This is a genomic window from Vagococcus sp. WN89Y, from assembly GCF_052220145.1.
Classification (GTDB): Bacteria; Pseudomonadota; Gammaproteobacteria; order Enterobacterales; family Enterobacteriaceae; genus Kosakonia.
Genome location: NZ_JBQPOM010000058.1, coordinates 37,709 through 49,627, shown reverse-complemented (window position 1 = coordinate 49,627; position 11,919 = coordinate 37,709). Strand labels below are relative to the sequence as shown.

The following is an 11,919-nucleotide window of genomic DNA, read 5'->3' as shown; positions in this document are numbered from 1 at the left end:
TGGCGGCACTAGCGCGGTGGTCCCACCTGACCCCATGCCGAACTCAGAAGTGAAACGCCGTAGCGCCGATGGTAGTGTGGGGTCTCCCCATGCGAGAGTAGGGAACTGCCAGGCATCAGATAACGAAAAACCCCGACCGTAAGGCCGGGGTTTTTTGCTTTTTGTCTTCTCTGTTTTTATGTTGTCTGCTTTACCTGCTTTCTCTGAGACAAGGCCGCTCTCTACGGCAGCTACAACTGATAAAAAAACCAACCAAACCAGAAAGCCTTACCTGAAAACAAAAGATAAAACTAATTGCGGGCTTTTCTTAGCCAGCGCACCACAAACTCAGTAATTTGCTCAATATTATTTAAATCAAGGCATGGAACTGCAATATGCAGAGGAACATCACTGGCGACAGCTAACACATGCTCATCAAGCACTAAATCCTCAATGCGATGCCCACAATTGCGCCGCCAGAGCAGGATCTTTGCCACTGCCTCGTGCTTAAACCCCTCCACCAGCACCAGATCCAGTTTGCTTGCATCCATGCGGCTCACCAAATATTCCAGGTTCAGCTCTGCTTCATCCGGTGTCTCAGTCATTAATGCCCAACGCTGTGAACTGGCAACAAGCGTTTGTGCGGCGCCTGCTTTTCGTAACTCATAACTGTCCTTCCCAGGCTTATCGATGTCCATATTATGATGGGTATGCTTGATTAAGCCGGGGCGAATCCCGCGCTCGCAAAGTGCAGGAATTAACTGCCTGAGAAGTGTCGTTTTACCTGTACCGCTCCAGGCGACGATGGCAAGTAAAGGGATCATATCTCCTCCTGCCAGCTAGCCAGGTCGTCGGGAGTATTTACATTCGCAAAAGCAGACTTCATATCACTAAAATCCACAGAATGACCGCCAACTTCCTGCATAAAAATCTTAACTCTGCGCTCGCCTTGGGTCAGGTACGCTTGCAATAACGGAACAAGACGTCGATGCATTAACACGACGGCTGGATGGTCTCGCTCGCCATCATGCACCCACACTGCCGGAGCGTGCTGACACGCGGACCCTAATCGCAGAGCAAGGCTGTCAGGCACATGCGGTGTATCGCACGGGCAAAACAAAAACCACTCGTCGTCACATTCCTGGATGACAGATAACATTCCAGCGAGCGGTCCCGGAAAACCCGCCAACGAGTCTGGCACGACCGGCAAGCCACTGGCACGATATACCTCAAGGTTACGGTTGGCACTAATCACCACTTTCGCGACCTGCGGAGCCAACCTCTGCGCGACATGTTGCCAGAGAGGTTTACCCTTTAGCATCAGCAACCCTTTATCTTGCCCACCCATACGTGAGGCTTTTCCGCCAGCCAGTACTACGCCGGTCACTGCACTGCTTTGCACCACCAATATCGCCTCTTTTATTGTGGGTTTGACCCTGTTAACGTATCTGCACCAAGAGAAGGAGCACATACATGAAATGTAAACGCCTGAATGAAGTTATCGAACTTCTCCAGCCCGCGTGGCAAAAAGAGCCGGAACTTAATTTACTGCAATTTTTGCAGAAACTGGCGAAAGAGTCAGGTTATGACGGCGACCTGGTCGATTTAAGCGACGACATCCTGATCTATCACCTGAAAATGCGCGATTCCTCGAAAGATGCGGTAATTCCCGGCATCCAAAAAGATTATGAAGAGGATTTCAAAACCGCAATATTGCGCGCCCGCGGCGTAATTAAAGAGTAAAAGCTTGTAAGCGGCGCCACCGAAAGCGCTGCAAAATGATATCCTGAATTATTCCTCGTTTTTTCGGATCTCAGGATGACCGGCAACGCTTTTACTTTTCAGACACTCCACCCGGATACCATTATGGATGCGCTGTTTGAACAGGGTATTCGGGTAGATTCTGGACTTACACCGCTTAACAGCTACGAAAACCGTGTTTATCAATTTCAGGATGAAGAGCGGCGCCGCTACGTAGTGAAGTTCTATCGTCCTGAGCGATGGTCGGCAGAGCAAATACGAGAAGAGCATGAATTTGCGCTCGATCTCAGGCGCGATGACGTGCCGGTTGCCGCACCACTTGCCTTTCATCAGCAAACGCTGCTAACCCATGATGGTTTTTATTTCGCTGTCTTCCCAAGCGTTGGCGGTCGGCAGTTTGAAGCAGACAATCTTGAGCAAATGGAGTGGGTCGGGCGGTATCTGGGGCGCTTGCATCAAACCGGCAGTAAAAAGCGCTTTACCCACCGCCCGGATATCGGCGTCAAAGAATATTTGCTCGAACCCCGGCAGCTATTCGAAACCACTGCGCTGATCCCCGCCGGGCTAAAAGATGAATTTTTACGCGCAGTAGATAAACTCATCGAGGCGGTAATGGCGCAATGGCATAACCGCTTCAATTTGTTGCGCCTGCACGGTGATTGCCACGCAGGTAATATACTGTGGCGTGATGGGCCGATGTTTGTTGACCTGGACGATGCGCGCAACGGCCCGGCTGTGCAGGACTTATGGATGCTGCTACATGGTGACAAAGCCGAGCAGCGTATGCAGCTGGAGATGATCGTTGAAGCTTATGAAGAGTTCTGCGGGTTTAATACTGCCGAACTTGGCCTGATTGAACCCCTGCGCGCAATGCGCCTGGTTTATTATCTGGCGTGGATTATTCGCCGCTGGGACGATCCGGCGTTTCCTAAAAATTTCCCCTGGCTGAGCAGTGAGGATCACTGGCGTAAGCAGACATCAATTTTTCTTGAACAGGTGAATGTTCTACAGGAACCACCTTTATCTTTAACACCTATGTATTAACTGTGACACATCAGGAGAGAGTCCATGAAGAAGATTTGGCTGGCGCTGGCAGGAATGATTTTAGCATTTAGCGCCTCAGCAGCTCAGTTCACCGAGGGGAAGCAATTTGTCACCCTTGAAAAGCCTGTTGCCGGTGAACCGCAAGTTCTTGAGTTCTTCTCGTTTTACTGTCCGCATTGCTATGATTTCGAACGTGTCTGGCACGTTTCAGATACCGTGAAGCAAAAACTTCCGGAAGGCACCAAAATGACCAAGTACCATGTCGAGTTCCTTGGGCCGTTGGGTAAAGATTTGACGCAGGCATGGGCCGTTGCGATGGCGCTGGGTGTGGAAGATAAAGTCACAGCGCCGCTGTTCGAAGCGGTTCAGAAAACGCAGACCGTGCAGTCTGCTGCTGATATTCGCGACGTTTTTGTCAAAGCGGGTGTGAAAGGTGAAGAGTATGACGCCGCATGGAACAGCTTTGTGGTGAAATCGTTAGTTGCGCAGCAAGAGAAAGCAGCGGCTGACCTGCAATTGCAAGGTGTACCGGCGATGTTTGTTAACGGTAAATATCAGCTGAATCCACAAGGTATGGATGCCAGCAGCATGGATATCTTTGTTCAGCAGTATGCTGATACCGTAAAATATCTGGTTGAGAAGAAGTAATCACCCGGACGCCGGTCAGTGGCCGGCGTTTTTTACCTCATCAAGTTGCCTGTCTTTTTCCAGCCAGAGCTGATTCAGCCATTGCTGAAAACCACGCTTAAAGTTCTTATCATTAAGATAATCACCGCGCAGTTCATCACTGACAGGTAATAGCTCGATGCGCACGACGATACGGGTAAGCTTACCGCTAAGCATATCCTGAAAGGATTTTCGATCGTTGTCCGGATAGCAGAGCGTCACATTGAGCAATTTATCAAACTGTTTACCCAGCACATTCAGCGTCATTGCAATACCGGCGGCTTTCGGCGGCAGCAGGTGTTGATAAGGTGAACGCATCTCACGGCGCTTAGCATCGGTGAAACGCGTACCTTCGACAAAGTTCACGATTGTTGCTGGATAATGGCGGAATTTCTCGCAAGAACGCCGCGTAGTTTCCACATCTTTTCCGCGTCGCTCAGGGTGTTTAAGTAGATAACTTCTGGAATAACGCCGCATAAAAGGCATATCAAGCGCCCAACAAGCGAGGCCAAGGAATGGTATCCAGGCCAGCTGTTGCTTGAGAAAATACTTATTCACAGGGATATGTTTGCGGAACAGCACGCATAACACCACGATATCTGCCCAACTATGATGATTGCAGACGACCAGGTACCAGTGGGTTTTGCTCAGATCTTCAAGACCACGTATGTCCCACTTTAAACCTGGGTTTAGATGTAGCAGCCAGCTTAGGCATGTGCACCAGCAAGACATCATAAAATTGCAGAACGTCGAGATTGCGCGCCACAGTGCCGGGATCGGAAGCAGCAATTTGAGTATCCCGGCGATGATGATCGGCACGGAGCAGAAAACAGTAACCAGGATGGTTAGCAGAACACTCACGAGCAGCGTGAGCACGGCCAGCAGTCGTGACATAAACAATTATTCAGAAAATTAAGTGCTTCAGTTGCACCTAATGAAAATAGAAAGCGCCGAGTTTAACAGAAAAAAGAGAGCAACAATGTGTAAAGCTTGCTGCTTAAAGATATCCGTAAACGAACGCATCAAGCGATCGACATATCTTATATCCACACTGTGTGTATTTTCGGCAAAATTTACAATGATCAGTTTTTTCATTGTAAATGTTTGAATTTTAATGATTTGTATTATAAGTAGATCCTTATGAAGGCACAAAAATCCAGCCTTGCTAAAACTATGCACAAAGTTATCCACAGATTGTTTCTGCGAACGATCCCGTAGATCGTAAAAACTTTTTGGCAATTGCAGGGAAAAATTCATGTTTTCCCTGCGTCTGTGGCATCCTTTACCCATAAATTAATAAACAGGCACGGACATCATGGTTCAGATCCCAGAAAATCCCCTTATCCTTGTTGACGGTTCCTCTTACCTCTACCGGGCGTATCATGCATTTCCTCCTTTAACGAACAGTGCAGGAGAGCCGACAGGGGCAATGTATGGTGTGTTGAATATGCTGCGCAGCCTGATATTGCAGTATCAACCAACACATGCTGCGGTGGTTTTTGATGCGAAGGGAAAAACCTTCCGTGACGAGCTGTTTGAACATTACAAATCCCACCGCCCGCCAATGCCGGATGATTTACGTGCGCAAATTGAGCCGCTGCATGCCATGGTGAAGGCGATGGGGCTGCCGTTGCTGGCGGTGTCGGGTGTTGAGGCTGATGACGTGATCGGTACGCTGGCGCGCGAAGCTGAGAAAGCTGGCCGCCCGGTACTCATCAGTACGGGTGATAAAGATATGGCGCAACTGGTGACGCCAAATATCACTCTTATAAATACCATGACTAACACCATTCTTGGCCCGGATGAAGTCGTGAACAAATACGGCGTCCCGCCAGAGCTTATCATTGATTTTCTGGCGCTGATGGGTGACTCCTCGGACAACATCCCTGGCGTGCCGGGCGTTGGTGAGAAGACTGCGCAGGCGCTGCTGCAAGGGTTGGGTGGGCTTAATACGCTTTATGCCGAAGCGGATAAAATCGCCGGGCTCTCCTTCCGTGGTGCGAAAACCATGGCGGCTAAACTTGAGCAGAATAAAGAGGTGGCTTATCTCTCTTATCAGCTGGCAACCATCAAAACAGATGTCGAGCTTGAACTTACCTGCGATCAATTATCCGTGCAGCAACCTGCTGCGGATGCGCTGCTTGAGTTGTTCAGAAAATATGAATTCAAACGCTGGACGGCGGATGTAGAAGCCGGTAAGTGGTTACAGGCAAAAGGTGTCAAACCGTCGGCGAAACCCCAGGAGACCGTGGTTATTGAGGCTGAGCCGGATATTCCTGCTGCGTCGCTTTCCGCCGAGCACTACGTCACTATTCTTGATGAAAAAACGCTACAAACCTGGATAGACAAGCTGAAAAAAGCGACGTTGTTTGCTTTTGATACCGAAACGGATAGCCTGGATAACATCAACGCGAACCTTGTCGGCCTCTCATTTGCTATCGAGCCAGGCATTGCAGCTTATGTTCCGGTCGCGCATGACTATCTGGATGCGCCGACGCAAATTCCCCGCGAGCGTGTTCTGGAATTACTTAAACCGTTACTGGAAAATGAAAACCTTCGCAAAATTGGCCAAAACCTGAAGTTTGACCGCGGCGTGCTGGAAAACTACGGTATCGAGCTGCGCGGTATTGCGTATGACACCATGCTTGAGTCCTACACGCTGGACAGCGTGGCGGGCCGTCACGATATGGATAGTCTGTCTCAGCGCTGGTTGAAGCATAAAACCATCACCTTCGAAGAAATTGCCGGTAAGGGCAAAAATCAGCTGACCTTTAACCAGATTGCGCTTGAGCAAGCCGGGCAGTACGCCGCAGAAGACGCTGATGTAACGCTGCAATTGCATCTCAAAATGTGGGAAGAACTGCAAAAGCATGACGGGCCGCGCAATGTTTTTGAGCGCATTGAAATGCCGCTGGTGCCGGTGCTGTCCCGCATTGAACGTAATGGTGTCAACATTGATCCGGCGGTGCTGCATAAGCATTCCGAAGAGTTAACGTTGCGCCTGGCGGAGCTTGAAAAGAGAGCGCACGAGATTGCGGGCGAGCCTTTTAATCTGTCGTCCACCAAACAGTTACAAACGATTCTCTTTGAAAAACAGGGTATTAAACCGCTGAAGAAAACGCCCGGCGGGGCACCTTCTACCTCGGAAGAGGTTCTTGAGGAGCTGGCGCTGGATTACCCGCTGCCAAAAGTGATCCTTGAATACCGTGGCCTGGCGAAGCTCAAATCCACATACACGGATAAGCTACCGCTGATGATTAACCCAAAAACCGGGCGCGTGCATACCTCGTACCATCAGGCGGTGACGGCAACCGGGCGTTTATCTTCGACCGATCCGAACCTGCAAAACATTCCTGTGCGTAATGAAGAAGGGCGTCGTATTCGCCAGGCTTTTGTCGCGCCGAAAGATTATCTGATTGTCTCTGCGGACTACTCGCAAATTGAACTGCGCATTATGGCGCACCTCTCGCGCGATAAAGGTCTGCTTTCTGCTTTTGCGCAGGGGAAAGATATCCACCGGGCGACCGCGGCAGAAGTGTTTGGTTTACCGCTCGAAAGTGTTTCTAACGAGCAGCGTCGTAGCGCAAAAGCTATCAACTTTGGGCTGATTTACGGTATGAGCGCCTTTGGTTTATCACGCCAGCTCAATATCCCGCGTAAAGAGTCGCAAAAATATATGGATCTCTACTTTGAACGCTATCCTGGCGTGCTGGAATATATGGAGCGTACTCGTGCGCAGGCCAAAGAGCATGGTTACGTAGAAACGCTCGACGGGCGTCGTCTGTATTTGCCTGATATTAAATCCAGCAATGCAGCTCGCCGCGCGGGCGCGGAGCGTGCAGCGATTAACGCGCCTATGCAGGGTACCGCGGCGGATATCATTAAACGTGCGATGATCGCGGTGGATGCGTGGTTGCAAAGCGAGAAACCCCGGGTCCGTATGATTATGCAGGTGCACGATGAACTGGTGTTCGAAGTGCATAAAGATGATGTCGACGCGGTAGCGAAAAAGATCCATGAGTTGATGGAAAACAGCACCAAACTGGATGTTCCTTTGCTGGTGGAAGTCGGAAGCGGTGAAAACTGGGATCAAGCGCACTAACCATTGGATGGATAAGGCCCTTTTTCTGTAAGTAAACAACATGCAAGCGGGAATTTTGTGACGATCATTAGAATTCCCTATGTAATTAATGAAAAAAAATTACAAAAAGTGCTTTTTCCCGATCTAAAAAGGGAGTAAAGTTAATCGCGTAGGGTACAGAGGTAAGATGTTCTATCTTTCAGACCTTTTACTTCACGTAATCGGATTTGGCTGAATATTTTAGCCGCCCCAGTCATCACTGACTGGGGCGTTTTTTATTGCGTGGCGGGTAGAAAAAACGCGGCGAGCGCCGCGCTGAGATTACTCTCCCGTTTCCTCTTCGGCTGGTGGAAGAGAATTGAACCAGCTATCCAGCTTCTCGCACAGCTTGTCCACGCCTTGCTTCTTCAATGAAGAGAACGCGTCAACCTGCACGTCGCCATTAAAAGCAATCACCGCTTCACGCACCATATTCACCTGCGCTTTACGCGCGCCGCTGGCCAGCTTATCGGCTTTGGTCAGCAGCACCAGCACCGGCAGATTGCTCTCAACAGCCCACTGAATCATCTGCTGATCGAGATCTTTAAGCGGATGGCGAATATCCATCAGCACCACCAGGCCTTGCAGGCAGCGGCGCTTTTCAAGATATTCCCCCAGCGCGCGCTGCCATTTGATTTTCATCTCTTCCGGTACTTCGGCATAGCCATAACCGGGTAAATCGACCAGGCGTTTGCCATCGGCCACTTCAAACAGGTTAATGAGCTGCGTACGGCCCGGCGTTTTCGACGTGCGCGCCAGGTTTTTCTGGTTTGTCAGCGTATTCAATGCGCTCGACTTACCTGCGTTGGAGCGGCCGGCAAAAGCCACTTCAATACCGGTATCGGCGGGTAAGTGGCGAATATCAGGCGCACTGGTGACAAAATGCGTCTGGTGATAATTCCAGTTAGTCAAAACGGTCCTCTCCATCTTTAAAGCATGGAACGATTATACCTGAACTGCGGCAAAAGGCTGTTTTTCTCACCATTATCGCGGCTTTTGCTGCTCATCGTAGTGGGTGAGGGGAGATGCTATATATTGCTGAAGCTGATAGAACTAGTTCCTGGGTATTAGTGATGCGGAATATAAAATCGTTTTCTAAAAATTAGCGTGCAAATTATATGCTATAAAGCGTTTTTTCGTGTGGAGTATTTGTGAGATGAATATTTTAGCGTGTTTTCGTTCCGAACGTGTTCATACATTACCTTCTTATGAAGGCTCTGAAATAGCAAATTCAGCGAATAAGTTTCTGCGATCTATAGGTTCCATTCGAAATAGCGCCGTTTATAAAGGTGCTAATGTGCTTGAAATGTATAACAAAACAGAGCGTTATGCGAATAAACTTATCCGACATGCCGAGAAAAATAAATTTAATGCGGCCTATAAAGATGTAATAAAACTTAATAAATGTGCAATGCAATTATTGAATGCCGTTAACAACATTTACAACAAAGATGCCATTAATTCAGCTGAGTTACATTTGTCCTGCGCGAACTATATGTTAGCTGAGAACAACAACAAATAAAGCATTTACATCGTGGAGCGATAAACAGCGCGACCGCGCTATTGGCGCAGGTTTATTACCCATTAATGTAAGACATTCGCTATCCGTTCTATGCGAGTTTTCAGATAACTTGCAGAGAGTGAATTTATTAACTCTTTGTAAAATATAAGTTTAAATGGGAGAATTTTCTGAAACTGTTCCTTTTAGACGTTCAACTCCTTGTTACTTTTGTTAAGACGAGTAAAGTATTTCACAGGCCGGATGCCTGCATAAGGAAGGATGACTCAAGGAATGAGGGCCGGGAGCGCCAGGAGGCGAAGGCTGGGAACAACGTCGGAGGACGTTTAATAAGGATCAGGGACGAAAACAAGGAACGTTATACGCTAAGGGAAAAACAGGGCACGTTGATAGCGAACATGGAGTGTAAAACCCATTATGGGTTGAGGGTCAAGAAAAAAGGCGACAGTTTACCCTGTCGCCTTTTTTCTTTGCTTGCTTTCTGCTAGATTCCGCCGCAATTCTATACTCAAGAAAACGACTTAAGACGACCATCATGAAAAAACCGTCCACTAATCCGCGCAGTAACGTGCGCCGTAAAACACGCGAAGAACTGAACCAGGAAGGCCGCGACCGTAAGCGCGAGAAAAAGCATCGTGGTCACGCTTCGGGTAGCCGTGCGAACGGCGGCAGTGCCGCCTCCGGTTCCGGCAAGGGCAAGCCGCAAAAAGATCCGCGCGTCGGCAGCAAAAAACCTATTCCGCTGGGTGTCACCGACACACCGGTCAATAAGCAGCACAAACCTAAGAGCGAGAAACCTATGCTTTCACCGCAGGCTGAGTTGGAGATGCTGGAAACGGATGAGCGCCTGGACGCGCTACTGGAACGTCTGGAAGAGGGCGAAACCCTGAGTGCTGAAGATCAGACATGGGTCAATGCCAAACTGGACCGTATCGATGAACTGATGCAGACGCTGGGCCTCTCTTACGATGATGACGAAGAAGAGGAAGAGGGCAAGGAAGATATGATGCGTCTGCTGAAAGGCGGCAATTAATACCTCCAATGGGTCTTCCCGTCCTGCTTATAACCCTTCCGGTTATATGTTATCTGGTGTGGTTATTCGTTAAACTACAGCGGTTGTCGCAGCGCAAACTTTGGCTGCGCAACCGGCTTATGACCCGTAATGCGGTCAGGCCGGGCCGCCGGAACCGCCAGCGGCATCATCGGAAGGAGTAAGCAATGTCTGAGCAAGTAATCGACTGGGACCTGGCCCTGATCCAGAAATATAACTATTCCGGGCCACGTTACACCTCTTATCCCACCGCGCTGGAGTTTTCCGACGCTTATGGTGAGGAGGATTTTCGCCATGCGGTGACGCGCTACCCCGAGCGCCCGCTGTCGCTGTATGTTCATATTCCGTTTTGCCATAAGCTTTGCTACTTCTGCGGCTGCAATAAAATCGTCACCCGCCAGCAGCATAAGGCCGATCAATATCTGGACGCGCTGGAGCAGGAGATAGTCCACCGTGCGCCGCTGTTCAGCGGTCGTCAGGTGACGCAATTGCACTGGGGCGGCGGTACACCTACCTACCTGAATAAAACGCAAATCAGCCGCCTGATGCGCCTGCTTCGCGGGCATTTCGCGTTCGACGATGATGCGGAAATCTCTATCGAAGTTGATCCGCGTGAAATTGAGCTGGATGTGCTCGATCATTTACGCGCTGAAGGTTTTAACCGCCTGAGTATGGGCGTGCAGGATTTCAACAAAGAAGTGCAGCGGCTGGTTAACCGCGAGCAGGATGAAGCGTTTATCTTCGCCCTGCTCAGGCATGCGAGGAAAATTGGTTTTACCTCCACCAATATTGACCTGATTTATGGCTTGCCTAAGCAGACGCCGGAAAGCTTTGCGTTTACGCTTGAAAAGGTCGCGGAGCTAAGCCCGGATCGCCTGAGCGTGTTTAACTATGCGCATCTGCCGACGTTGTTCGCTGCACAGCGGAAAATCAAAGATGCAGACCTGCCGTCTGCGCAACAGAAGCTGGATATTTTGCAGCAGACAATCGCTTCACTGACCGGCGCGGGTTATCAGTTTATCGGTATGGATCACTTTGCCCGCCCGGATGACGAGCTGGCCGTGGCTCAGCGCAACGGCGTTTTGCACCGTAATTTCCAGGGCTACACCACGCAGGGCGATAGCGATCTGTTGGGCCTGGGGGTCTCCGCCATTAGCATGATTGGCGACAGCTACGCGCAAAATCAGAAAGAGCTAAAACACTATTACCAGCAGGTCGATGAGCGTGGGAATGCGCTGTGGCGCGGTATTGCGCTCACCCGTGATGATTGTATTCGTCGTGATGTGATCAAGCTTCTGATTTGCAACTTCCGCCTGTCGTTCAGTGCCGTGGAAAGCGTGTGGGGCATCAACTTCCGCGATTATTTTGCGCAGGATTTAGCGCTGCTGGCACCGCTGATAAACGATGGGCTGGTGGCAATGGATGAGCAAGGGTTGCAGGTGACGGCGAAAGGGCGTTTGTTGATTCGCAACATTTGCATGTGTTTTGACGCTTATCTGCGCCAGAAAGCACGTTTACAGCAGTTTTCGCGCGTGATTTAAATTAAGCCCGGGTGTGATAACCCGGGCCTGATATGTCTAACTAAACAGCCCAATCAGCGCGGCGCACAGCACGGCCGCGATGGCGGTTTGTGGCGTATGGCTTGCCGAAGCGCCTGCCGTGGCCACGCTTATTAATGATTCCAGCATGGTAACCTCCCCCGTCAACGGCAAGATGATACTTAACAATGCCAGGCAGTAAAGTGTCAATACGCCCGATTTTGCGCCCGGTTTTTAAACT

13 protein-coding genes and 1 rRNA gene are annotated in these 11,919 nt (G+C 49.8%); 9 read left to right on the top strand and 5 right to left on the bottom strand.

The genetic code is table 11. From position 1 onward, the window contains the following. A 5S ribosomal RNA gene (gene rrf, locus ACTU3N_RS16580) occupies window positions 1-114 on the top strand; the annotation flags it as partial. Window positions 115-290: 176 nt separating this feature from the next. Here rrf and mobB read toward each other — a convergent pair. Both mobB and mobA read right to left on the bottom strand, forming a co-directional pair. Further along, window positions 291-803, bottom strand: coding sequence for a molybdopterin-guanine dinucleotide biosynthesis protein MobB (gene mobB, locus ACTU3N_RS16575; protein WP_443087222.1), 513 nt, complete (start codon window positions 801-803; stop codon window positions 291-293). Then, window positions 800-1,384 (bottom strand): molybdenum cofactor guanylyltransferase MobA, encoded by a 585-nt coding sequence (mobA, locus tag ACTU3N_RS16570; RefSeq protein WP_443087221.1) that lies wholly within the window; start codon window positions 1,382-1,384, stop codon window positions 800-802. Before mobA ends, mobB begins: the two co-directional genes overlap by 4 nt. A gap of 68 nt (window positions 1,385-1,452) precedes the next feature. Between mobA and ACTU3N_RS16565 the strand changes: the two genes are divergently transcribed. The 3 genes from ACTU3N_RS16565 (at window position 1,453) to dsbA (ending at window position 3,432) form a co-directional block, all read left to right on the top strand. After that, entirely contained in the window at window positions 1,453-1,722 is a 270-nt protein-coding gene (locus ACTU3N_RS16565; protein WP_443087220.1) for a YihD family protein, read from the top strand. A gap of 75 nt (window positions 1,723-1,797) precedes the next feature. Continuing rightward, entirely contained in the window at window positions 1,798-2,784 is a 987-nt protein-coding gene (locus tag ACTU3N_RS16560; RefSeq protein WP_443087219.1) for a serine/threonine protein kinase, read from the top strand. A 24-nt stretch (window positions 2,785-2,808) separates the two neighbouring features. Further along, window positions 2,809-3,432 (top strand): thiol:disulfide interchange protein DsbA, encoded by a 624-nt coding sequence (gene dsbA, locus ACTU3N_RS16555; RefSeq protein ID WP_443087218.1) that lies wholly within the window; start codon window positions 2,809-2,811, stop codon window positions 3,430-3,432. 15 nt (window positions 3,433-3,447) lie between these two features. On the opposite strand, the gene ACTU3N_RS16550 is transcribed toward dsbA, so the two are convergent. Then, entirely contained in the window at window positions 3,448-4,344 is an 897-nt protein-coding gene (locus ACTU3N_RS16550) for an acyltransferase (RefSeq protein ID WP_443087217.1), read from the bottom strand. 421 nt (window positions 4,345-4,765) lie between these two features. On the opposite strand from ACTU3N_RS16550, the gene polA reads away from it, so the two are divergent. Further along, window positions 4,766-7,552 (top strand): DNA polymerase I, encoded by a 2,787-nt coding sequence (gene polA / locus ACTU3N_RS16545; protein ID WP_443087216.1) that lies wholly within the window; start codon window positions 4,766-4,768, stop codon window positions 7,550-7,552. Between the two features lie 166 nt (window positions 7,553-7,718). Beyond that, the gene (locus ACTU3N_RS16540) at window positions 7,719-7,766 is read left to right on the top strand and encodes a spot 42 RNA, inhibition of DNA synthesis (RefSeq protein WP_071892919.1); all 48 of its coding nucleotides are present in this window, start codon (window positions 7,719-7,721) and stop codon (window positions 7,764-7,766) included. Between the two features lie 86 nt (window positions 7,767-7,852). Here ACTU3N_RS16540 and yihA read toward each other — a convergent pair whose 3' ends face one another. Next, entirely contained in the window at window positions 7,853-8,482 is a 630-nt protein-coding gene (gene yihA / locus ACTU3N_RS16535) for a ribosome biogenesis GTP-binding protein YihA/YsxC (protein ID WP_443087215.1), read from the bottom strand. Window positions 8,483-8,726: 244 nt separating this feature from the next. Between yihA and ACTU3N_RS16530 the strand changes: the two genes are divergently transcribed. The 3 genes from ACTU3N_RS16530 (at window position 8,727) to hemN (ending at window position 11,681) form a co-directional block, all read left to right on the top strand. Then, the gene (locus ACTU3N_RS16530; protein WP_443087214.1) at window positions 8,727-9,092 is read left to right on the top strand and encodes a hypothetical protein; all 366 of its coding nucleotides are present in this window, start codon (window positions 8,727-8,729) and stop codon (window positions 9,090-9,092) included. A 532-nt stretch (window positions 9,093-9,624) separates the two neighbouring features. After that, window positions 9,625-10,122 carry a Der GTPase-activating protein YihI gene (gene yihI / locus ACTU3N_RS16525; protein WP_443087213.1) on the top strand — a complete coding sequence of 166 codons (498 nt, stop codon included), beginning with the start codon at window positions 9,625-9,627 and terminating at the stop codon, window positions 10,120-10,122. A 185-nt stretch (window positions 10,123-10,307) separates the two neighbouring features. After that, on the top strand, window positions 10,308-11,681 hold the full coding sequence (gene hemN, locus ACTU3N_RS16520) for an oxygen-independent coproporphyrinogen III oxidase (RefSeq protein ID WP_443087212.1): 1,374 nt from the start codon (window positions 10,308-10,310) through the stop codon (window positions 11,679-11,681). Between the two features lie 36 nt (window positions 11,682-11,717). Here the strand turns inward: hemN and ACTU3N_RS16515 are convergent, their stop codons facing one another. After that, a complete protein-coding gene (locus ACTU3N_RS16515; protein ID WP_443087211.1) occupies window positions 11,718-11,828 on the bottom strand; it encodes a YshB family small membrane protein in 111 nt (36 codons plus the stop codon). Between the last annotated feature and the right edge of the window lie 91 nt (window positions 11,829-11,919).